Annotated in this window: 23 protein-coding genes and 1 riboswitch; of the genes, 12 read left to right on the top strand and 11 right to left on the bottom strand. The window is 60.5% G+C overall.

Features of this window, described 5'->3' with window-relative positions:
* Nucleotides 1-240: 240 nt before the first annotated feature.
* The 3 genes from RCH06_RS06095 to thiD are packed head-to-tail and all read left to right on the top strand — an operon-like array spanning nt 241 to nt 1,617.
* On the top strand, nt 241-471 hold the full coding sequence (locus RCH06_RS06095; RefSeq protein WP_327080543.1) for a hydroxyethylthiazole kinase: 231 nt from the start codon (nt 241-243) through the stop codon (nt 469-471).
* 8 nt (nt 472-479) lie between these two features.
* Nucleotides 480-779 (top strand): thiamine phosphate synthase, encoded by a 300-nt coding sequence (locus RCH06_RS06090; RefSeq protein WP_327080542.1) that lies wholly within the window; start codon nt 480-482, stop codon nt 777-779.
* Nucleotides 760-1,617, top strand: a complete 858-nt coding sequence (gene thiD / locus RCH06_RS06085; protein WP_327080541.1) for a bifunctional hydroxymethylpyrimidine kinase/phosphomethylpyrimidine kinase — start codon at nt 760-762, stop codon at nt 1,615-1,617. The genes RCH06_RS06090 and thiD overlap by 20 nt, the downstream gene beginning before the upstream one ends.
* On the opposite strand, the gene RCH06_RS06080 is transcribed toward thiD, so the two are convergent.
* From RCH06_RS06080 to RCH06_RS06040, 9 genes are all read right to left on the bottom strand, one after another.
* On the bottom strand, nt 1,601-2,905 hold the full coding sequence (locus RCH06_RS06080; RefSeq protein ID WP_327080540.1) for a purine-cytosine permease family protein: 1,305 nt from the start codon (nt 2,903-2,905) through the stop codon (nt 1,601-1,603). The two genes, thiD and RCH06_RS06080, sit on opposite strands and share 17 nt — an antisense overlap.
* 57 nt (nt 2,906-2,962) lie before the next feature.
* Nucleotides 2,963-3,075: riboswitch (TPP riboswitch) on the bottom strand.
* 158 nt (nt 3,076-3,233) lie between these two features.
* Nucleotides 3,234-4,334, bottom strand: a complete 1,101-nt coding sequence (locus RCH06_RS06075; RefSeq protein WP_327080539.1) for an NAD(P)/FAD-dependent oxidoreductase — start codon at nt 4,332-4,334, stop codon at nt 3,234-3,236.
* 76 nt (nt 4,335-4,410) lie between these two features.
* Nucleotides 4,411-4,740, bottom strand: coding sequence for a ferredoxin FdxA (gene fdxA / locus RCH06_RS06070; protein ID WP_327080538.1), 330 nt, complete (start codon nt 4,738-4,740; stop codon nt 4,411-4,413).
* A 170-nt stretch (nt 4,741-4,910) separates the two neighbouring features.
* Nucleotides 4,911-6,224, bottom strand: a complete 1,314-nt coding sequence (locus tag RCH06_RS06065) for a sulfate adenylyltransferase subunit 1 (protein WP_327080537.1) — start codon at nt 6,222-6,224, stop codon at nt 4,911-4,913.
* On the bottom strand, nt 6,224-7,156 hold the full coding sequence (gene cysD / locus RCH06_RS06060) for a sulfate adenylyltransferase subunit CysD (RefSeq protein WP_327080536.1): 933 nt from the start codon (nt 7,154-7,156) through the stop codon (nt 6,224-6,226). The genes RCH06_RS06065 and cysD overlap by 1 nt, the downstream gene beginning before the upstream one ends.
* Nucleotides 7,153-7,950, bottom strand: a complete 798-nt coding sequence (locus RCH06_RS06055; protein ID WP_327080535.1) for a phosphoadenylyl-sulfate reductase — start codon at nt 7,948-7,950, stop codon at nt 7,153-7,155. The genes cysD and RCH06_RS06055 overlap by 4 nt, the downstream gene beginning before the upstream one ends.
* 10 nt (nt 7,951-7,960) lie before the next feature.
* On the bottom strand, nt 7,961-8,371 hold the full coding sequence (locus RCH06_RS06050) for a DUF934 domain-containing protein (RefSeq protein WP_327080534.1): 411 nt from the start codon (nt 8,369-8,371) through the stop codon (nt 7,961-7,963).
* 46 nt (nt 8,372-8,417) lie between these two features.
* Nucleotides 8,418-10,250, bottom strand: coding sequence for a nitrite/sulfite reductase (locus RCH06_RS06045; RefSeq protein WP_327080533.1), 1,833 nt, complete (start codon nt 10,248-10,250; stop codon nt 8,418-8,420).
* A gap of 34 nt (nt 10,251-10,284) precedes the next feature.
* On the bottom strand, nt 10,285-11,076 hold the full coding sequence (locus tag RCH06_RS06040) for a sulfite exporter TauE/SafE family protein (RefSeq protein ID WP_327080532.1): 792 nt from the start codon (nt 11,074-11,076) through the stop codon (nt 10,285-10,287).
* Nucleotides 11,077-11,333: 257 nt separating this feature from the next.
* Between RCH06_RS06040 and RCH06_RS06035 the strand changes: the two genes are divergently transcribed.
* Nucleotides 11,334-12,545 (top strand): ABC transporter substrate-binding protein, encoded by a 1,212-nt coding sequence (locus RCH06_RS06035; protein ID WP_442799604.1) that lies wholly within the window; start codon nt 11,334-11,336, stop codon nt 12,543-12,545.
* A 68-nt stretch (nt 12,546-12,613) separates the two neighbouring features.
* On the opposite strand, the gene mnmC is transcribed toward RCH06_RS06035, so the two are convergent.
* Complete coding sequence (gene mnmC / locus RCH06_RS06030; RefSeq protein ID WP_327080531.1) at nt 12,614-14,524, bottom strand: FAD-dependent 5-carboxymethylaminomethyl-2-thiouridine(34) oxidoreductase MnmC; 1,911 nt, start codon at nt 14,522-14,524, stop codon at nt 12,614-12,616.
* Nucleotides 14,525-14,532: 8 nt separating this feature from the next.
* A complete protein-coding gene (locus tag RCH06_RS06025) occupies nt 14,533-14,805 on the bottom strand; it encodes an oxidative damage protection protein (RefSeq protein WP_327080530.1) in 273 nt (90 codons plus the stop codon).
* A gap of 145 nt (nt 14,806-14,950) precedes the next feature.
* On the opposite strand from RCH06_RS06025, the gene RCH06_RS06020 reads away from it, so the two are divergent.
* The 8 genes from RCH06_RS06020 to RCH06_RS05985 all read left to right on the top strand — a co-directional run bounded on the left by RCH06_RS06020 (nt 14,951) and on the right by RCH06_RS05985 (nt 22,135).
* A complete protein-coding gene (locus RCH06_RS06020) occupies nt 14,951-15,982 on the top strand; it encodes a sulfate ABC transporter substrate-binding protein (RefSeq protein WP_327080529.1) in 1,032 nt (343 codons plus the stop codon).
* 41 nt (nt 15,983-16,023) lie between these two features.
* Nucleotides 16,024-16,623: an NADPH-dependent FMN reductase gene (gene ssuE, locus RCH06_RS06015; protein ID WP_327080528.1), complete on the top strand. Its 600-nt coding sequence runs from the start codon at nt 16,024-16,026 to the stop codon at nt 16,621-16,623.
* Between the two features lie 138 nt (nt 16,624-16,761).
* A complete protein-coding gene (locus tag RCH06_RS06010; RefSeq protein WP_327080527.1) occupies nt 16,762-17,784 on the top strand; it encodes a sulfonate ABC transporter substrate-binding protein in 1,023 nt (340 codons plus the stop codon).
* Between the two features lie 23 nt (nt 17,785-17,807).
* Nucleotides 17,808-18,854 carry a sulfonate ABC transporter substrate-binding protein gene (locus RCH06_RS06005; RefSeq protein WP_327080526.1) on the top strand — a complete coding sequence of 349 codons (1,047 nt, stop codon included), beginning with the start codon at nt 17,808-17,810 and terminating at the stop codon, nt 18,852-18,854.
* A gap of 26 nt (nt 18,855-18,880) precedes the next feature.
* Nucleotides 18,881-20,044: an FMNH2-dependent alkanesulfonate monooxygenase gene (gene ssuD, locus RCH06_RS06000; RefSeq protein WP_327080525.1), complete on the top strand. Its 1,164-nt coding sequence runs from the start codon at nt 18,881-18,883 to the stop codon at nt 20,042-20,044.
* A 28-nt stretch (nt 20,045-20,072) separates the two neighbouring features.
* Complete coding sequence (gene ssuC, locus RCH06_RS05995) at nt 20,073-20,969, top strand: aliphatic sulfonate ABC transporter permease SsuC (protein WP_327080552.1); 897 nt, start codon at nt 20,073-20,075, stop codon at nt 20,967-20,969.
* A gap of 9 nt (nt 20,970-20,978) precedes the next feature.
* Nucleotides 20,979-21,791, top strand: a complete 813-nt coding sequence (locus RCH06_RS05990; protein WP_327080524.1) for an ATP-binding cassette domain-containing protein — start codon at nt 20,979-20,981, stop codon at nt 21,789-21,791.
* Between the two features lie 128 nt (nt 21,792-21,919).
* Nucleotides 21,920-22,135, top strand: coding sequence for a TOBE domain-containing protein (locus RCH06_RS05985; protein WP_131428831.1), 216 nt, complete (start codon nt 21,920-21,922; stop codon nt 22,133-22,135).
* The last annotated feature ends 33 nt before the right edge of the window (nt 22,136-22,168 follow it).

Genomic DNA, 22,168 nt, shown 5'->3' with positions numbered 1-22,168 from the left:
CCATCCCGAACAGGACAGTGAAACGACTTCGCGCCGATGATAGTGCGGATTCCCGTGTGAAAGTAGGTCATCGTCAGGCTCTATAGCACTGAAATTAGCCCGGTTAATCTAACGATTAATCGGGCTTTTTCTTTTTCCGAAAAGATTCTTGATTTTTATTAAGCCGAAATCATCAGCACAACGTGTGGGTTGCATCCAGCATTCCTATAACGATCCAATTTTGATTTTTTAACTTCAAAAATGATTGCTAATCTTTCTGCCAGCGATATTTGCTCAGATGTCATTGCTATTTGTCAAAGGGCCCCCTTGGTACATAGCATTGCCAATATGGTGGTGATGAATATCAACGCTAATATACTGCTGGCTGCAGGTGCTTCGCCCGTGATATCGCATGCTCATGAAGAAATACGCGATATGGTGAGCATTGCTGAAGCGATCGTGCTTAATATTGGCCACTCGATGCGTGCTTAGTTGAAAGCATGAAGATGGCGCTTGCTGCAGCCACGCAGCGATGTATTCCCAAGACAGACACCAAAAATGCCTGGGGTATCGATGGACTGGTCGAAGTGCGTGCCTTTACCCGATTGCCCTTGGTGGTCATTGGCGGCATTCACGCGGGCAATGCATGCGATGTGCTGCACGCAGGCGCTGACGGTCTGGCGACCGTGAGCGCACTTTGCGCCGCCGACGACCCACAGGCCGCTGCTGAAAAGCTGAGAGCATTGTGTGATGAAGAAATGAAAGCACGGGAACAGAAAAATGACCAAAGACGCTGTTGAACTGGCCCATGCCTTTGAATACCTGCGTGTGTTGTCCATCGCGGGCTCTGACAGCGGAGGTGGTGCCGGCATTCAGGCAGACCTTAAAACCTTTGCGGCCTTGGGCTGCTATGGCATGACCGCCATCACTGCCCTGACCGCCCAAAATACGCTGGGTGTGCGTGCAATTCATGGCGTTCCGCCGCAGATGCTGCGCGACCAGATCGATGCGGTGCTTGAAGACATCGGTGCCCACGCCGTCAAGATCGGCATGCTGCATGCGCCCGAGATTGTGCAGACAGTGGCCGAGGCGATTGACCGCCACGCCCTGCAAAAAGTAGTGCTTGACCCGGTCATGGTGGCCACAAGCGGTGCCGTGCTGATCGACAACCCGGCCATCATGCTTCTGGTGCGCGAGCTGTTTCCGCGAGCGCTTGTGGTGACGCCCAATCTGGACGAAGCTTCATTGCTGGTCGGACGGCCCTTGACCAGCGAGAGCGATATGGAAGCCGCCGTGCAAGAAATGCTGGCGATGGGCGCTAACGCCGTCTTGCTCAAGGGTGGCCATTTGCCCGGTGATCTGGTTTGTGATTTGCTGCTCACAAAAGAGGGTGCGGTTCACTGGATGCGTGCCCCGCGCATTCACACAACCAATACCCATGGCACCGGTTGCACGCTGTCGTCTGCCATTGCTGCGCACTTGGCGTCAGGCGCATCTTTGCTGGATGCGGTGCAAGCGGCGCGTGACTATGTCCGCGCTGCACTGGAGGCGGGCGAAGAAGTGAGAACTGGCGCCGGTGGTGGACCGCTGAATCACGGTCATGCACCCCTTCCCATGCAGCTTAAGCCGCTGCGCTGACAGCTGATGGATTGAATCGTTTGCGGGTAATCAGCGCCAGTGCAAAAGTAAGCGCCAGCGTTGGCAGCGCGGCCCCCCAGTGGGGCGCCAGTTGTGCGCACAGGTGATAACAGGCCACCCCCAGCAGCCAGATGACGACTGCACTGGTGTTCACACGGCGTTCTGTCATCAGTGACACCACATTCGGCTGCCCAGCCAGACGCGCCAGAATGACGCCGTAAAGCGGAACAAACACCGAACTGAGCATCAACAAAAACGGCTCCAGGCTGTGCATGGGCAGCACCAGCGCCAAAGCGGTGCACAGCACGGCCAGCAGCATGCCCCAGCGGCGTATGCTCCAAGCGGGTTTCAGGCTGTGACCCGCCACCGAACCCGAGTAAAGGTCGCCATAGGCATTGTCAACCTCATCAATCAGGATCAAACCGAGCGCAATAAGACCGCCTTGCGCCAGCAACAGCGCCGCCACCAGATCGGTACTCGGTGTCGTGAGTGCCACCAGCAGGCCCAGCGCATAGCACCAGATATTGGCTACCCCATACCCCAGCCATGTGCCGCGAAGCGCACTGTTGCCATTGCGGCCATGGCGTGCAAAGTCTGCGACCAGCGGCAGCCACGACACCGGCATGGCGATGACCAGATCCAGCGCCGACAGTGTGCTCATGCTGCCATCACCCGCACGGTGCCACAACGCGCCAAACCCCTGCGCATTGGCTTTGGCAAGAAATTGCCAGCTCAGCCACAGCAGGGAGGCGATCACCAGCGGCAAGCCGTAGCGGCCAATAAATTTGCGCACCAGTTTGACCATTGAGCCTGAGAGCAAAGCCAGCAACACCGCGCCCCAAAGCAACGTTGCCAACAGGGGCCACAAGGTTCCTGTGAACCCACCGGATTGCCGCGCGATGGCCAGCGTACCGTCGCGCATGACAACCAGCTCAAAAGTTGTCCAGCCAATCAGCTGCACGATGTTGAGCAACACCGGCAAGCGCGCAAAGTTGCTGCCGTAGGTGGCGTGCATCAAACCGGCGCTTGACAGGCCGCTGTCGCAGCCAATCTTGGCAGTCCAAGCCAGCAAACCTGCGCCGAAGATCGAGCCGCAGAGAATAACCGTCAACGCAGCCTGGGTTCCAAGTGCCGGCACCAGGTAAGCGCCGATTTGCATGACCAGCAGGCCGACGCCCAGGCTCAGCCAGAGCGCCGCATGATCGCGCCATCCAAAAAGTCGCTCGTTTGCAGGCAATGGCGTAAGTGCCGTATTGGCGCTCACAGGAGAAAGCGGCGTCGAGTCCATCAACAGTTCCGTTCGTCAATGGCAGGGCGGCTTGGCTGGACGCCTTGCCGAACGGCAGACATCTGGAACATGCTTCCCTGCGCGAGGATTACCTCAATCAGGTTCAAAGGGACTTTCTCAGTCACTGCGCTTGGCTCCCCCCAATTGCAGCAACACCCCCAGCGAAAGTGCTCTTGCGAACACAACGCGAATTGTAGAAGGGTTTCCATCTTGGCATTTCTGCTGGCCAAGGGCTTCAGATTTTTGGAGTCAGCTTCAAGCGTAAGTTAGGTACACGCGTGAAAAAGCCCGCTCGAAGCGGGCCTGGCTGATAAGTTGTTAACGCCTGTCAGTCAAAAACCGGCGATTCCACGCCCAGCACCTTGTGCAGTTTGGGACTTGTGGTGGTGTACTGTAAATGGATTTTCTTATCCGGGAAAATGATGGGCGCTGCACCAAACGCAGCCAGCGCGCATTCATGGAAACCGCTCAAGATCAGCTTTTTCTTGCCCGGATAGGTGTTGATGTCGCCGACGGCAAAAATCCCGGGAATGTTGGTGGAAAACTTCTCAGTGTCCACTTTGAGCTGTTTGCGCTCAATGTCCAGACCCCACAGAGCAATCGGCCCCAGCTTGGGCGACAGGCCAAAGAACACCAGCATCACATCCAGCGGCACCACGCGGGTAATGCCATCGGCACCCGTCACCTTGGCTGCTGTCAGCTTGCCGTCTTTTTCGTCGTAGCCGGTGACCTGGCCGATCAGGAACTGCATCTCATACGCATCGCACAGCTCCTTCATCTTGGCAACGTTCGCGGGCGCTGCCTTGAAGCCATCGCGACGATGGATCAGGATCACGCTTTCAGCCTTGTTCGGGCCTTCGGCGACAAAGTTTAAGGCCCAGTCGAGAGCGGAGTCGCCGCCACCGATGATTACCAGGTTTTTTCCGGCAAAGTCGGCCGGATTTTTGACACGGTAAAACAACTGGCTGTTGTCGAACTGTTCAAGGCCCTCAACTCGCAGCAGCTTGGGCTGGAAAGCGCCGACGCCAGCAGCGATGAAGATGGTCTTGGTCAGGAACTTCGTACCTTTGGATGTTTCCACAAAGAAACGGCCGTCTTCCTGCTTTTCCACCACGCTGACTTCCTGGCCCAGGTGAAAGGTCGGGCCAAACGGCTCGATCTGCTTCATCAGGTTGTCGGTCAGTTCCTTGCCGGTACAGACCGGAATCGCCGGAATGTCGTAGATCGGCTTGTCGGGGTAAAGCTCGATGGGCTGGCCGCCAGGGTAGGCCAGCGAGTCGATGATGTGCGCCTTGATCTCGAGCAGGCCGAGTTCAAACACCTGGAACAGGCCGACGGGGCCTGCGCCCACGATGACCGCATCGGTTTCGATGGGGCCGTCGTGCTGGGCTGCGGTGTTGATCACTTCTTGGTTCAGTTGAGGTTCCATGATTTCTTGACTTGAATTTTTAAATGGCTGGCGGCTAGAACCCGAACGGGATGCGCCCGTTTGCCCATGAGGCCGGTCAGCGCACCAGTTCGGACAGCTTGTTGGTCTTGTCTTTCCATTCCTCGGCATCAGGCAAGGCTTCCTTGCGCTTGGTGATGCTTTTCCAGCCGGGCGCGCTGGTCAGGTCGGCATTGATCTTGATGAAATGCAGCTGGTCGGAGGGCAGGTCTTCTTCGGCATAAATGGCGTTGACCGGGCATTCTGGGATGCACACGGCGCAGTCGATGCACTCGTCCGGATCAATCACCAGCATGTTCGGGCCTTCGCGGAAACAGTCCACGGGACAAACGTCCACGCAATCGGTGTATTTGCAGCGGATGCAGGGATCGGAAACGACGTGGGTCATGATGTTATGGGCGGGTCGGTGAAAACCCTGAATTTTAAGGCAAGGGCTGACAAATTCACTTGACCAAACGCATACCTGTGGAAATCAACGGATTCCTCAGATGTCGCGTCAAGCGTCGAAGCGTGTCCAGCGATTTAAAAAGCAGGGTTGAAGGGTTAAAAAAAATTGAATTACAAAACCAGCGCAGCGCCAGAGGTTTTGTGCGATGCGGTATCAACCAGCACCACCGAGCCCAAAATGCGTGAACGCACGTAAGGCAGCGTCACCAGCGGTTCCTGCAGGCTCAGCTCGACATGGCCGATGGCGTTCGGTGGCAGCTCACTGGCATCTTCCTCGGCCAGGGTGTTGACATCGAGCTTGTGCACGATGCGTTTGACTTTGGCCTTGACCCAGCGATGGCCTTGCAGCGCCCAGTACACGCGCCCGGCAACCAGCGGCTCGTCATCCATCCAGGCGATGGTGACGGCAATTTCGCGTGATGGCGTGAAGGTGTCGGGTGCCAGCAGCCAGTCGCCGCGCGAGACATCGACTTCGCGGTCAAGCACGATGCCGGCGCTGTGGCCAGCCACGACGGATTGGGGCTGGCGGGTATGGCCCAGCACCTGCGCCACCACGGCGGTTTGCCCGCTGGGCAACAGGGTCACGGTCTGGCCGGGTTGCACGCCGCCGGTGGCGATGCGGCCCCAGAAAATGCGGCGGCCTTGCGAGGTATCGGCCGAAGACGAGAATTTTTCGACCCACTGCACCGGAAAAGAGAAAGCTTCATCCGTCTCGGCGGGCGTCGCGGGCAGTTGCTCCAGCAGCGCCAGCAGGGACGGGCCTTCGTAGCCGCACCAGCCGGGCGTGCCATCGACGATGTTGAAACCCTTGAGCGCCGACACGGGCACGGTGGCAGTAACCGGGATTTTTGCAGCCTGGGCAAAGGCGGCCAGCGCGGCGCTGATGTTGTTGAACGCCAGCGTGGCGTCTGCCACCGCGTCCAGCTTGTTCACGGCGAACACGATGGACGGCACGCGCAGCAGGTTGACCAGCAGGGAATGGCGGCGCGTTTGCTGCAAGAGTTCCAGCGCCGGGTTTTTCCAATCGAGCTTGGTGGCATCGACCAGCACCACGGCGGCGTCGGCACTTGATGCGGCGGTCACCATGTTGCGGGTGTACTGCTCGTGGCCGGGCGCGTCGCCGATGATGAACTTGCGCTGTTCGGTGGCGAAGTAGCGATAAGCCACGTCAATCGTGATGCCTTGCTCGCGCTCGGCGGAGAGGCCATCGGTCAGCAGCGCCAGGTCGGTAACGCCTGCGCGTTGCACACCGGCGAGGTGATCTTGGAGCACGGCCTTGCTGTCCACCAGCAGGCGGCCAATCAGCGTGCTCTTGCCGTCATCGACCGAGCCGCAAGTGATGAATTTCAACGCGGATTTTAGGTATTTTTTGCCTGTAGCGCATGCTGCACATGCGCTTCCAGCTATCAAATCTATAGTAGTCATCAGAAGTACCCGTCTTTCTTGCGCTTTTCCATCGAAGCCTCGGAGGTTTTGTCGTCCATGCGTGTGGCACCGCGTTCACTGACGTCGGCGGTCAGGGTTTCAATCACAATTTCGGCTGCGGTTGCCGCCGGGCTTTCGACCGGGCAGGTGCAGGTGATGTCGCCCAGAGTGCGAAAGCGCACGGTTTTTTCAAGCACGGTTTCACCAGCGCGCGGCGGGGTGAGTTCCGATACCGGCACCAGCAAGCCCTTGCGCTCGACAATCTGGCGGGTGTGCGCGTAGTACAGCGACGGCAGCGCGATGTGCTCGCGCTCGATGTATTGCCACACGTCCAGTTCGGTCCAGTTGCTGATCGGAAAGACGCGGAAATGCTCGCCGGGCTGCAGGCGGGTGTTGAACAGCGTCCAGAGTTCGGGCCGCTGCGCCTTGGGTTGCCACTGGCCGAAGCTGTCGCGGTGCGAAAAGATGCGCTCCTTGGCCCGCGCTTTTTCTTCGTCGCGACGCGCGCCGCCAATCAGCGCATCAAAGCGGAATTCGTCAATCGCTTCTAGCAATGTCACCGATTGGTGCGCGTTGCGCGGCTCGTCCGCGTGCGCCAAGCGCACGGTGCCGCGCTGCATCGAATCTTCAACGTGGCGAACGATCAACTCCGCGCCGAGTTCCTGCGCGCGCATGTCACGAAAAGCCGTCACTTCCGGGAAGTTGTGGCCGGTGTCGATCATCAGCAGCGGATACGGAATGCGGCCAGCGCCAAAGGCTTTTTCAGCACATTTCAGCATCACCAGCGAGTCCTTGCCGCCCGAGAACAGCAGCGCCGGGCGCTCGAAAGCTGCGGCAACTTCGCGCAGGATGAAGATGGTTTCTTCTTCCAGCGCGTCAAGGTGGGAATTGCTCAGCGTGTTCAGCAACTGGGGTTCGGCTCTGGCGTTCATGCGGTGGTCTCTCTGGGGGGAATGAGGCTGGAAAGCGGTTCAAACGCGGCGGGTTCCTGGGCTTCGTGGGTGCCGTCGGCGGCCACATGCAGGCCGCATTCCTTGGCGCTTTCGTTTTCCCACCACCAGCGGCCCGAGCGGAAATCCTCGCCCAGCGTCACAGCGCGGGTGCAGGGCGCACAGCCGATGCTGGGGAAGAACTCATCGTGCAGCGGGTTGTAGGGAATGGCGTTGACCGAAATGCAGTGCCAGACATCGCCCAGCGTCCAGTCGGCCAGCGGGTTGATCTTGGCGCGCTCGGGTTGCTGCTCGACGTCGTGGACTTCGGCTCTGGCGGCGGACTGCTCGCGGCGCAGGCCGGTCAGCCAGCCTTTTTTGCCGGCTAGCGCACGCTCTAGCGGCTCCATCTTGCGGATGTGGCAGCACTGCTTGCGCAGATCCAGGCTTTGGTACATCGCCTCCAGGCCGTTGGTTTGCACAAAGGCTGAGGCGGCTGCCTCGACAGGACGGTAAACATCGACCTTGACCGGGTAACGCGCTTCAATCCGTTCAATCAGCGCCACGGTCTCAAGATGCAGCATGCCGGTGTTGAGCACAAAAATACTGGTGCTTGCGCTGTCCAGCAGGCCGGCTTCATGCATCAGATGCGTGACCACCATGTCTTCAGCGCCCAGGCTGGACGCTTGCGTCAGTGGCGAGTAGGTGGCTGCAGCCGACTGGAGCAGCGCCAGACTGCGCGCGCGTTTTTGCGCAAAATCGGGCGATGGTTTGGCGTAAAGGGAAATGGCACGCATGTGGGCTTTCTCAGGCGGCCACGAGTTCAGTGGCTGCATCAACAAAATGCGGCAAAACATCGACGGCGTCGCCCTGGTACTTGCCCACGCCGTAGCCGGGGTAAGCGGCCAGCACGCGCCGTGCCACGTCCAGGGGCTGGTCGGCGCGCAGCACGGCTACGTCAAAACCGCTGCGCTTCATTTGCGCCAGCTGGTCGACCAGCACATCGCCGGTGGCGCGGATTTCACCCTTGAAGCCGAGCCGGCGGCGCAGCAAGAACGCCTGGCTGAATGCGCGGCCATCGCTGAATTTGGGGAAATTCAGCTGCACACGCGCCACGCCTTCCAGCGACACGTCGCGTGGATCGGCGTCATTCGTCAGTTCAATGCTGTTTTCGTCGTTGGCGTATACAGTGTGGTCGTTGGCTGCTATCAATTTCATGGTGTTTCTCCAGTTTAGAGGTTCGGTATGAATGTCAACAAGACGCTCAGGCGGCAACGCTTTCGGCGGGTTCGGGGCGTCGGGTGCTCATGCGGGCGGCATTGGCAGCGAGTTTGAAAGCATCCGGGCCTGTGCGGCGCAGCGTGTCGATGAAAGTTTCGCGGCCATTGCGCTGGGCGACGTAGGTTGCAATCAAGGCTTCCACCACTTCGGGCACTTCGGCGGCAGAAAATGACGGGCCGACGGTCTTGCCGGGCATGGCCGGGCCGGACAGCAGGGTGCCGTCAGCGCCGCCCAGCGACACTTGGTACCACTCCTTGCCGTCTTTATCGACGCCCAGAATGCCGATGTGGCCGCTGTGGTGGTGACCACAGGAGTTGATGCAGCCGCTGATGTGCAGATCGATCTCGCCCAAGTCATGCAGCTCGTCCAGGTCCTGGTAGCGCTCGGTGATGGCTTCGGCAATCGGAATCGAGCGGGCATTGGCCAGCGAGCAAAAATCGCCGCCGGGGCAGGTGATCATGTCGGTCAGCAGACCGATGTTGGGGCGGGCCAAGCCGGCTGCGCGCGCTGCTTGCCACAACTCGGGCAGGTCGTCGGCATGTACCCACGGCAGCAGCAGGTTTTGCTCGTGCGTGACGCGCAATTCGCTGGCGCTGAAACGGTCGGCCAGATCGGCCGCGATGTCCATCTGTTCGCCCGTGGCGTCGCCAGGCGCTTGGCCCAGGCGTTTGAACGACAGCGACACGGCGCGCAGCGCAGGGTTCTGGTGCGGCCTGACGTTGCGTTCCAGCCAGCGGGTGTATTCGATGTTGCCTTGTGCTTGCGTGCGCAATGCTTCATGGGCGGCTTGTTCGTCCGCTGTGCGCACGCGCTGCGTGACGACAGGCGCGACGAAGCAAGCGGACACGCGGTCAAATTCGGCTTGCGTGATCAGGTGCGGCGCGCCGTCCTGCTCGACGATCTGCTTGAACTCGGCCTCGACCTGGTCGATGTAGCGCTGGCCTTCGGCTTTCACCAGAATCTTGATGCGCGCTTTCCAGACGTTGTCGCGCCGGCCGTAACTGTTGTAAACGCGAATCACGGCTTCGATGTAATTCATGATCTGGTTCCATGGCAGGAACTCGCGAATCACGCTGCCAATCACCGGCGTGCGGCCCATGCCGCCGCCGACCAGCACCTTGAAGCCCAGCTCGCCGGCGTCGTTGCGCAGCAGTTGCAGGCCGACGTCGTACCAGCCGATGGCGGCGCGGTCTTCCAGCGCGCCATTCAGGGCAATCTTGAACTTGCGCGGCAAAAAGGCGAATTCCGGGTGCAGCGTGCTCCACTGGCGCATGATTTCGGCAAACGGGCGCGGGTCAGCGATTTCGTCAGGCGCAATGCCGGCCAGTGCGTCGCTGGTGATGTTACGTATGCAGTTGCCGCTGGTCTGGATGCCGTGCATGTCCACGCTGGCCAGCAAGTCCATCACGTCGGCCGCGTCGCTCAGCGGAATCCAGTTGTATTGCACGTTGGTGCGGGTAGTGAAGTGGGCATAGCCTTTGGTCAGCTTGGTGTGCACCGACTGGCCGTTGCGCAAAGGCACGGCACCGAGCTTGTCCTGCATGGCCTGCGCGTCGGCCATCAGGGCCGCGTCGGGCTGGTCGTATTCGCGGGCAATTTTGGCCAGCACGCGCATTTGCCGGCTGGCCAGTTCGCCATAAGGCACGGCCACGCGCAGCATGGGCGCGTAGCGCTGCACATACCAGCCGTTTTGCAGGCGCAGCGGCTTGAACTCGTCTTCGGCCAGTGTGCCCGCCTGCCAGCGGGTGAGCTGGTCGCGGAACTGGCTGGCACGGGCTTTCACAAAATGGCGGTCAAATTCGGTGTATTGGTACATGGATATCGAAGATCAGGTGAAGGGGATGTACGGATCAGATGGAAATGAGTTTCACGCCGGCGTAAGCCAGCAGCATCGACAGCAGCGAGCGGATGACACGGTCAGGGGTTTTGCGCATCAGTTGCGTGCCCAGCCAGATGCCGGGCAGCGAGCCGGCCAGCAGCTTGAGCAGCAAAGGCCAGTCCACGGAGCCAATGGACGCATGGCCCAGGCCGGCCACGAGTGTAAGGGGCACCGCATGGGCAATATCAGCCGCCACGATGCGCGGCAAGGGCAGGGCGGGGTACAGCAGCATCAGCACAATCACACCGATGGCACCGGCGCCCACCGAGGTCAGCGTCACCAGCGTACCAATGACAGCGCCAAACAATATCGGCAATGCCCAGTGGCGCGCGTGCGTGGCTTGGGCCAGTAGTTCAGGGGCAATGTGCTGCGGCGGCGTCTTGCCGCGACACACTTTGTAGAAAGTCGATGCTGCCGTCAGCAGCAGTGCCAGACCCAGGGTGGTGGTCATGATCGACTGGGTATGCGGATCTGCGGGGCCAAGGCGCTGCAGAAAATACAGCGTGACCAAAGATGCCGGAATGCTGCCCAACGCGGTTTGCCCCACGATGCGCCAGTCAATCACCCGGGCGCGCGCCAGGCTGACCGTGCCGCCCATCTTGGTGAAGGCCGCAAACAGCAAGTCGGTGCCAATCGCCAGGTGTGGCTTGACGCCAAACACGAAGATCAGCAGCGGCGTCATGAGCGAGCCGCCGCCCACGCCGGTCAGCCCGACCACGAGGCCCACGAAAAAACCGGCAAAGACAAAAGCGAATTCATGCATAAGGCCGAAAATGTAATGGCGCTGCTTATGGATTCAAACTATCGTTTTGTTCTTCCTTTATGCGAATAAGCATATTCACCCGTCTGCATGCGGGTTTGCAGGCCTGTCGGGTATCCGCTCAAGCCAACTCAATACGTGTTTCCGGCATGCGTGCCATGCAAGCCGCGCTGCGCGCGGTAAAGTCTGTTTTTTTCGGGTTGGTTGTGTAGAAGCAAACCAGCTTGACCGCCGAATTGTTTTACTTTTGGAGAAATATCTTGAAATTTTCAAAATCTGCGTTGCTGGGCAGTCTGTGGCTGGCGACGGCGCTGTCCACGCAAGCCGCCTCGGCTGTGCCCATCAAGATTGGTGAAATCAACAGTTACTCGACGATTCCGCAGTTCACTCTGCCTTACCGTCAGGGCTGGCAACTGGCCGTGGAAGAAATCAACGCCACCGGTGGCCTGCTGGGCCGCAAGGTCGAAGTGATTGCCCGCGACGACGTTGGCAAGCCCGAAGAAGCGCTGCGCCATGCCATCGAACTCACCTCGCGCGAAAATGTCGATGTGCTGGCTGGGGGCTTTTTGTCCAACGTGGGGTTGGCTCTTAGTGATTTTGCGCAGAAAAACAAGCGCGTCTATATCGCCAGCGAACCGTTGACCGACGCGCTGGTCTGGGAAAAAGGCAACCGCTACACCTTCCGCGTGCGCCCCAGCACCTATATGCAGGCGGCCATGCTGGTCGAGGAAGCGGCCAAAATGCCGGCCAAACGCTGGGCCACGATTGCACCCAACTACGAATACGGCCAGAGCGCCGTCGCCAGTTTCAAGGAGCTGCTCAAGGCCAAACGGCCCGATGTGGAGTTTGTCGGCGAGCAGTGGCCGGCTCAGGGCAAGCTGGACGCCGGCACCACGCTGCAAGCCACGATGCAAAGCAAGCCCGACGCGATTTTCAATGTGACCTTTGGCGCTGACCTGGCCAAACTCGTGCGCGAAGGCAACCAGCGCGGCATTTTCCCGAAAACGCCGGTGGTGTCTTTGTTGTCGGGCGAACCCGAATACCTCGACGTGCTGAAAGACGAAACGCCCAAGGGCTGGATCGTCACCGGCTACCCGTGGGACCAGATTGATTCAACCGAACATGCCAGCTTTGCGGCCAACTACTACCGCCGTTTCAAGGAATACCCGAAGGTCGGCTCGGTGGTTGGTTATTCGACCATGCAGGCGATTTTTGCCGGCATCAAGAAAGCCAATTCGACGGACAACGAAAAGCTGGTCGCCGCGTTGCGCGGGGTGAAGTTCAGCACGCCTTTCGGCCCGGCTGAATTCAGGGCCATCGACCAGCAATCGACGATGGGCGCCTATGTCGGCAAGCTCGATCTGCGCGGCAACAAAGGCACGATGGTGAACTGGCGCTATGCCGACGGCAAAGCCTATTTGCCGAGCGACGCCTACGTCAAAGCCAGACGCCCGGCCGAAGCCATGAAGTAAAATTGCTATTAAATAAATAGCTGCTTGCGCACGTCCGCTATGCGCAAGCGCCACTTTTTGCTTGAATTTCAGGTTTCCAGGGCGTCCGCGTGACGCTTGGCGTATTGGGGCAGCAGCGCATCGGCCAGTCGCTGCTCCACCGGCAGCGGCTCGCCATGCAGCCGCGCTGCCAGCAGTTCAGCGCACAGCGCGGCAAAACTCAATCCGCGCGATCCCATGCCGCTGCTGACCCACACATTGGGCACATTTTCCAGCGGCCCCAGTGACGGCAGGCGGCTGGGGGTGGCGCAGCGGATGCCGGCCCAGCCTTGCACCTGATGACGGTCAAACTGGCAGGCCAAAGCCTGCGCCGCAACGGGCAGCAGCGTCTGGAGCTTGCTGAAGTTGTGCTGTTCGTCCGCAGGCCGGATGTCACGGCTGTGGCTGTCGCGTTCAAACGTCGAGCCGATAACCCAACCCATTCCCGCGTCCAACGGGACATTGGGCACCAAACTGCCGTGGCCATTCACGGGAAAAGCCGGCATGGCGGGTGCCGTGTCCGGTGCATGCAGCCCCCAGGACGCCTGGCCGCGAATGGGCTGCAGCGCCAGTGGATTCAACAGCCCAGCCGATGTAGCCAGTGCCCTGCTGCCGTGGCCGGCCGCCAGCACCAGCAGTTCGGCTTGCGCCAGCATTTGGCCTGCGGCGTCGAGCACCTGCCATTGGCCAGCGTGCCGCAGCAGCTGACACGCCTCGGACTGGCCGCGCCATGTCACGCCCGGCGTTGCCAGCCACGCCTGCACCAGACGCGCCGGTTTGATCCAGCCGGCCCGAACATGCCACAAGGCTGGGGTGTCAAGCGGCAGGCCGCAGTGTTTGAGTTGTTCGGCGGTGGCCAGCGTGGTCCAGTCGTGTGCAGCATCGGCCAGCGCTTGCCCGGCTTGCCATGTCGCAGGCAGTTTGCGGGCATGCTCGATGCAATGCTCCAGCACGCCGGTGGCCTGCCAGTCGGTGCCGGTTTGCAGCAGCGACTCGGCCTGCTGCAGCATCACCCGGATACCGCTGCGCGACAGGCGCGACAGCACGCTGTCATCGGGCGAAACATGAGCCGCCAATACCCCGGCGGGCAACCCCGACGCGCCTGCGGCTGGCGCGCTGGCTGCGTCCAGTACCGTGACCTGCCAACCGCGCCGCGCCAGGCTGGCCGCCACGGCAGCACCCGCCAAGCCTGCACCGATCACGATGCAGCGAGCTGGCGTAGGTCGATGTTCTGTTATTGATTTCTTTCTGGGTTCCCATGCCGGCTGGTATTCACCCCGCAAGCTGTCGCGCTTGGGCGCGATGCCGGACACTTTCTTCACCACGAAGCCACATTGCGTCAGCGCATCGCACACGCTGCCTTCCACATTCCAAGTGGCAATGCGTGTGCCGCGCCGGCAGCACCGGGCGACGGCCTTGAAGGTATGCACGTCTCGGCTATCGGCGTTCAGCACGGGGCTGAAGCCGTCCAGATACACCGAATCGGCTTCAAAATTGTGTTCGCGCAGCATCGCTTTGGCGTCGCCAATGCACAGCGTCAAAAGCACCTGGCCGTTTTCAAAACTCAGCCGGTGAAAGCCGGGCAACAGTCCCCAAAGCTGGTGCTGGAGCTGCTCGGCAAAAGGAATCAGTTCGGGATGGGTTTGGGCATTGCGCAAGACATCGTCAGCGCTGGCCGGAAAAGCTTCGGTCGAGACGAAATGCAGCAGGCGAGGGCGCTGCGCATCCGCTTTCCATGCGGCCCAGGTGACGAGGAAATTCAGCCCCAGGCCAAAGCCGGTTTCCAGCACGCACCATTGCGGCTGGCCGGCCCAGGCTTCGGGCAAGCCGCAGCCTTGAAGGAAAACGGCCTTGGCCTGTTCAAGGCCGCCGAGCTCACTGCGCTGGCGGTCGCCAAAGCGCGGGCTGCAGGGGCTGCCGCTTGCCGTGCCGTCCTCCCGCCACTCGACGCGCTCGGGCATTCCTGCGATCAGGCGCTGGGGGGAACGTAACCTTGCACCGCATCGGCGCCGTCGCCGAAGAAATGCTTTTCCATCTGCCGTGCCAGGTATTGGCGGGCGCGTGCATCGGCCAGGTTGAGGCGGTTTTCATTGACCAGCATGGTTTGCTGCTTCATCCAGTCGGCCCAGGCCGGCTTGCTGACTTCTTCCCAGATGCGCTTGCCGAGGGGGCCAGGATACGGCGGGAAATCAAGGCCTTCAGCTTCGCGGCCGAGTTTGATGCAATTGACGAGACGTGCCATAGGAAGCGTTTCTTTCGTGTTTTAAAAGTCTAAAGAGGTTTTCCGAATAAAGAACTGCGTTTTTATTCGTTTTGATAGTCGCCGGTTGCTTCCAGAATCCATTTTGTTCGCATTTACATGCATTTTTGGAAATCAGGAAACCCCCATGCGCTCACGCCGTTACTTTATCAACCTTTCCATTCACACAGCAGTCGCCCTGACTCTGGCCGGCCCGGCGTTGACCAGCCATGCCCAGCCGGCGCCGGTCACGCTGCTCAATGTGTCCTACGACCCGACCCGCGAGCTGTACGTGGACTACAACGCCGCCTTCGCCAGATACTGGAAGGCCAAGGCCGGCCAGGATGTGACGATCAAGCAGTCGCACGGCGGCTCGGGCAAGCAGGCGCGCTCGGTCATTGACGGCATCGACGCTGATGTGGTCACGCTGGCGCTGGCCGGTGATGTGGATGCGCTGGTCAAAAATGGCGGCCTGGTGCCCAAGGACTGGCAAAAGCGCCTGCAACACAACTCGGCACCCTACACCTCGACCATCGTGTTTCTGGTGCGCAAGGGCAACCCGAAAGCCATCAAGGACTGGGACGATCTGACAAAACCCGGCGTGGCCGTCATCACGCCCAACCCCAAGACCTCGGGCGGTGCGCGCTGGAACTACCTGGCGGCCTGGGAATTTGCCAAGCGCAAGAATGGTGGCAGCGACGCCAAAGCCAAGGAATTTGTCGGCAAGCTCTACAAGAACGTGCCAGTGCTGGACACCGGGGCGCGCGGCTCGACCATTACCTTTGTGCAGCGCAACGTCGGTGACGTGCTGCTGGCCTGGGAAAACGAAGCCTTTTTGGCGCTGAAAGAATTTGGCGCTGACAAGTTCCAGGTGGTGGTGCCATCGATCAGCATCCTGGCCGAGCCCACCGTGGCTCTGGTGGACAAGAACGTGGACAAAAAAGGCACCCGCGCCGTCGCGACCGCTTACCTTGACTACCTGTATTCAGACGAAGGGCAGGACATTGCCGGGCGCAACTATTACCGCCCGACTGGCGAAAAGGCCAAAGCCAAATACGCCAGCCAGTTCCCCAAACTCACACTGTTCACGATTGACCAGGGTTTTGGCGGCTGGACGCAGGCGGACAAGGCGCATTTCGCCGATGGTGGTTCGTTCGACCAGATCTATACGCAGAAGTAAGCGCACCGCTCCTCAGTTTTTTACGCAGAAAGCCTCCTGAAATGTCTTTGTCGCCCACCGTATTGCTGATTGCCGGCAGTCCCTCCGCGCCTTCCCGGTCAGCTGCGCTGCTCGACGCGGTTCATCAACGGCTGGCGCTGAGAGCCGGGTTGCACGTCGTGCGGCTCAATATCCGCGACCTGCCCGCCGAGGCGCTGCTGCTCGCAGATTGGGGCCATCCCGCCATCATTGAGGCGCTGGCGCAAGTCGCGCAGGCCGATGCCCTTGTCATCGCCACGCCGGTTTACAAGGCGGCCTACAGCGGCGTGCTGAAAGTGTTTCTGGATCTGCTGCCGCAAACTGCGCTGAAGAACAAGACCGTGCTGCCGCTGGCTACTGGCGGCAGTCCGCACCACATGCTGGCGCTCGACTACGCCTTGCGGCCCGTGTTGCAGTCACTGTCAGCGCGCCACATTTTGCCGGGCGTTTATGCCACCGATGTGCAGATTGCGCGTTCGCCTGAAGGTGTTTATGCCCCTGCGGCGGATATTTCAGTGCGGCTCGATGAGGCCGTTGCCACGCTGCTGGCCGAGAGCTTTCGCTTGCCCCCGCCGCCTCAATACGCCGCTGTGCCGTTTTCACAGGTGCGATGTAGCGTCTGACGCCGCAGGCCGTTGATTGGCCAATGCCCTGAATTTCTGATTTTTTTGAGTGACTGCTTTTTCAGCGGGTGGCAGTGCTATGCCTGCGCGCAACCCGCATCCGTTCAACCTTTCGCCATTCAACAAGAGCCCAAGACCATGACTTCATCCCTGCTTGATCAACCCGACTTCCACACCACCAGATCGACCGCGCCGTTCATGCTGCGTGACTTGCTTGTCAGCGTCCTGCTGGTCATGGGGCTGGCAATCGCCGTCAGCCTGTGCCTGTTGCCTGCCGCGCAGGCACAGGAAAAGACAGAGCTACGCATCGGCTACCAGAAGGCGGCCAGTCTGTTCGTGCTGCAAAAAAACCAGGGTACGCTGGAAAAACGCCTGGCACCGCTCAATGCGACGGTGAAATGGGTCGAGTTTCCGGCTGGCCCGCAGTTGCTCGAAGGCCTGAACCTGGGCGCGGTTGATGTCGGCTTCGTCGGCGAAGCGCCGCCCATCTTTGCGCAAGCCGCCGGGGCCAGGTTTGCCTACATCGGCTACGACCCGGCAGCGCCCGAAGCGGAAGCCATTTTGGTGCCCAAGAACTCGGTCATCAAATCCGTTGCCGAACTCAAGGGCAAAAAAATCGCGTTGAACAAGGGCAGCAATGTGCATTACCTGCTTGTCAGGCTGATGGAAAAGAACGGCCTGAAGCCCAGCGATGTGCAGCCGGTCTATTTGCCGCCAGCCGATGCACGGGCAGCGTTTGAAAGCGGCCATGTCGATGCCTGGGTGATCTGGGATCCGTTTGCGGCTGCCGCTGAAAAAGCGATTGCTGCCAGAGTGCTGGCCGACGGCAAGGGCGTGGTCAACAACTACCAGTATTACCTGGGTGAGCGCGGCTTCGTGGCGAAAAATCCGAAAGTGATCCAGGCTTTGTTCGACGACTCGGTGGCGCAAGGCGCGTGGCTCAAGGCCAACCTGAAAAAAGCGGCCGCGCTGATTGCGCCGCTGCAAAACCTGCCGGTCGATGTAGTCGAACTGAGCCTGCAGCGCTACCAATTCAACGTCAGGCCCGTGCCCGACAGTGTGATAGCCGAGCAGCAAAAGCTGGCCGACACTTTTTTTGATCTCAAGTTGATTCCCAAGGCAATTGCCGTGCGCGACGCCGCCTTCAAAGCAGCCCCCTGAACGCCGTGCCAACGAACCCCATCATGAAAAACGTCACACCTTCTTTTTTCGACTCTTTTGCCGCCGTTCAGTTGCGCCGGCGCTTTCTGGCCATTGCCGGCACCAGCGCCGCTGTCTGGGGTCTGGGGCTTGGCCGCGCCAGCGCCCAGCCAGCTTCAAGCAGCGCCGCCAGGCCCTTGCCTCCACTGCGCATCGGCTACCAGAAGTCCGCTGTCAACCTGGTCATCCTGAAACAACAAGGCGTGCTGGAAAAGCGCTTTCCCAACACCAAAATCACCTGGGCCGAGTTTCCGGCTGGCCCGCAGTTGCTCGAAGCCCTGTCGGTCGGTAGTTTGGAGTTTGGCCTGACTGGCGACTCGCCACCGGTGTTTGCGCAAGCGGCTGGCAAAGACCTGGTGTATGTGGCCGCTGAACCGCCCAAGCCCGACAGTTCGGCAATTCTGGTGCTGGGCGACTCGCCGATCAAAACCCTGCCCGACCTGAGGGGGCAAAAAATTGCCCTGCAAAAAGGCTCCAGCGCGCATTACCTCCTGGTGCGGGCGGTCGAAAAAGCCGGTCTGAATTGGCGTGAAATCCAGCCGATTTACTTGGCACCGGCTGATGCCCGCGCCGCGTTCGAGCGCAAAAGCGTCGATGCCTGGGCGATCTGGGATCCGTTTTATGCCGCGATTGAACTCGACATCAAGCCGCGTGTGCTGGTCACTGGCCGTTCGCTGTCGAGCAACAACTCGTTTTACCTGGCTTCGCGCTCCTTTGCTTCGCAGCAGGGGCCGGTGCTGGCGGCATTGCTTGAAGAACTGACACGGGCCGATGCTTTCGCGCAGGCGCGGCGCAAGGACGCCATCCAGCTGATCGCCGACTTCAGCGGCCTGGATGCCGGCATTGTGAGCCGGTTTATCCAGCGCCGACCGCCATCGCCCGTCAATCCGCTGAATCTAGCCACCGTGGCCGACCAGCAGCAGGTGGCCGACGCTTTTTTCAAGCTGGGCTTAATTCCAAAACCGGTCCGGGTGGCCGACATCGTCTGGCAAGCAGACGCTGCCCGTCTGGCTTTACGTCAACAAAATTAACGCATGCATCAATAAGGAGTACACACATGCAAGTTTTCTGGTTCATTCCGACCCATGGCGACAGCCGCTACCTTGGCACCGGCGAAGGCGCCCGCGAAGTCAGTTTTGATTACCTCAAGCAGGTCGCCGTAGCCGCCGACACGCTGGGTTATGAAGGCGTCTTGATTCCTACCGGCCGTTCATGTGAAGACCCGTGGGTGGTGGCTTCCAGCCTGCTGCCGGTCACCAAAAACCTCAAGTTCCTGGTCGCTGTGCGGCCGGGCCTGCACCAGCCCAGCCTGGCGGCCCGCATGGCGGCAACGTTTGACCGGCTGTCGGGCGGACGGCTGCTGATCAACCTGGTCACAGGTGGCGACCAGGCTGAACTCGAAGGTGGCGGTGTCAGCCTGAATCATGCCGAGCGCTATGAACAGTCGGCCGAATTCATCCGAATCTGGCGCGAGATCATTGCGCGCAGCCACGACGGCGAAAGCTTCGACTACGCAGGCAAACACCTGAGCGTCAAGGGCGCCCGGCTGCTGTACCCGCCAGTGCAGAAGCCTTATCCGCCCGTGTACTTCGGCGGCTCGTCAGCCGCTGCACACGACCTGGCTGCCGAGCAGGTCGATGCCTACCTGACTTGGGGCGAGCCGCCTGCGGAAGTGGCGAAAAAGGTGGCCGATGTGCGCGAGCGTGCCGCCAAGCAGGGCCGCACCGTCAAGTTCGGTATTCGCCTGCATGTCATCGTGCGCGAAACAGACGACGAAGCCTGGCGCGCCGCAGAAAGCCTGATCAGCCGGCTCGACGACGACACGGTGATCCGGGCCCAGGCCGCGTTTTCGCGCATGGACTCCGAAGGCCAGCGCCGTATGGCGGCGCTGCATGGCGGCGGTAAAAAGCGCAGCCGGGCCGACCTGGAAATCAGCCCCAACCTGTGGGCTGGCGTGGGCCTGGTGCGCGGTGGCGCCGGCACGGCGCTGGTGGGCGACGCCAAAACCGTGGCGGCCCGCATCCAGGAATATGCGGCGCTCGGCATCGACACCTTTGTGTTCTCGGGTTATCCGCATCTGGAAGAAGCCTACCGTTTTGCCGAGCTGGTGTTCCCGCTGCTGCCGCTCAAGCTGCGCCAAAAACTGAGCGGTACCGGGCTCAGCGGCCCGTTTGGCGAGGTGGTGGCCAACAACTTCCTGCCGCGTGTGTCGCAAAGCTGATGCGTACCGATGAAATGAGGAAACCATGATGACCCTTCCAATTCGTGAAATCCAGGTGACGCCCCTGCCTGATGTGATTGATGCCCCGGGGCTGGGCTTTTGGGCAAGGGGCGTTGGCCTGACGCTGCCGCGCTTTTCAGGCGGCGCTGTTTTGCGCGACGTGGGCCAGCGTGTTTTACCGTGGGTGGTGCCGGTCGGGCTGATTGCGCTCTGGCAGGTGGCGTCATCGCTGGGCTGGCTGTCTACCCGCGTGCTGCCTGCGCCCTCGGAAGTGATCAAGGCCGCTTGGGCGCTGACGGTATCGGGCGAGTTGTGGACGCATGTGAAGGTCAGCGCCTGGCGGGCCTTGAGCGGCCTGGCGATTGGCGGCGGCCTGGGGCTGGCGCTGGGCTTGCTGACCGGCTCGGTGAAGTTTTTTGAAACCCTGCTGGACTCGACCTTGCAGATGGTGCGCAATATTCCAGCGCTGGCCTTGATTCCGCTGGTGATTTTGTGGTTTGGCATCGACGAGACGGCCAAGCTGTTTTTGATTGCCGTGTCGGTATTTTTTCCGATTTACCTCAACACCTTTCATGGCATCCGCAATGTGGATCCGGGGCTGATCGAAATGGGCCGCAGCTATGGCCTGTCGCGCTGGCAGCTCTACCGCGAGGTGATTTTGCCGGGTGCCATGTCGTCGATTTTGGTGGGCTTGCGGTTTTCGCTGGGGCTGATGTGGGTGATCTTGATTGTTGCCGAAACCATTTCAGCGCAGGCCGGCATCGGCTACCTGACGATGAATGCGCGCGAGTTCTTGCAGACCGACATCGTGCTGGTCGGGATTTTGCTGTACGCCCTGCTGGGCAAGCTGGCGGATTCGTTTGCGCGCGGTCTGGAGCGCTACTGGCTGCGCTGGCATCCGGGTTATCAGTCGGCCGGAATTTAAGGAAACCCCATGAGAACCACTGAACAAACTGCGGCGCGCGGCGTTCGCCTTGAAATTCGCGGCCTGTCCAAACATTACGGCAAACGCCAGGTGCTGGAGCGCACCGAGCTGGTGATTGAACCCGGTGAATTTGTCGCCATCGTCGGCCGCAGCGGTTGCGGCAAAAGCACTTTGTTGCGTCTGGTGGCCGGGCTGGAGCCGGCCACGCACGGCAGCATCCGGCTCGATGGACAGCCGGTGACGGGCCTGCGCAACGACACGCGGGTCATGTTCCAGGACTCTCGCTTGTTGCCGTGGCGACGGGTGATCGACAACGTGGCGCTGGGTTTGCTGGCTGGCGGGCATCAGGCCGCCGCCGATGTGCTGGCGCAAGTGGGCCTGGCCGAGCGCCAGAGCGAATGGCCGGCGCGGCTCTCTGGCGGGCAGCGCCAGCGCGTCTCTCTGGCCCGGGCGCTGGTGCATAACCCGCGCCTGCTGCTGCTCGATGAACCGCTGGGCGCACTCGACGCGCTGACCCGCATCGAGATGCACCAGCTGATCGAAGGCCTGTGGCAGCGCAATGGCTTCACGGCGCTGCTGGTAACGCACGACGTGCAGGAAGCCGTCGCCTTGGCTGACCGGGTGATCCTGATCGAAGAGGGGCGTATTGCGCTGGATGAACGCATCCCGATGGCCCGACCGCGTCAGCGCAGCGATCCGCTGTTCGGCCAGATCGAAAAGAAGATTCTGGATCGCGTGCTGCAGCAACCGGCCGACGAAACCGCTGCCCTTCAGCCCGTGTGGCCCGCCATGCCCGCGCATGGGCTGCGCTGGGCGATTTAATGCATAAAAAGTGGCCTTTGCGCAATGCAGGTGTGCGCAAGCAGCTATTTATTTAATAGCGTATCAAATACTAAAAATATCGTTTTCAGTCGTTTTCAGTCGTTTTTTTAACCTCAAAGGAGTTTTTCATGTCTATTCAAGCCATCAATGTGCGCAACCAGTTTCGCGGCAAGGTCAAGGAAATCATTCGCGGCGATGTCGTGTCGGAAATCGATGTCGAAACGCCGTGGGGCATCGTCACCTCGGTCATCACGACGCGGTCGGTCGATCAACTCGAACTGGTCATCGGCAGCGAGGTGGTGGCGCTGGTCAAATCGACCGAGGTATCGATTGCCAAGCTGTAGACGCCATCACGATTGTCTGCCGGGCAAAACATC

Source organism: Polaromonas sp. CG_9.5, from assembly GCF_035984465.1.
In the GTDB taxonomy this organism is placed as follows: Bacteria; Pseudomonadota; Gammaproteobacteria; order Burkholderiales; family Burkholderiaceae_C; genus Polaromonas.
This window is presented reverse-complemented; position numbering and strand designations above follow the sequence as displayed.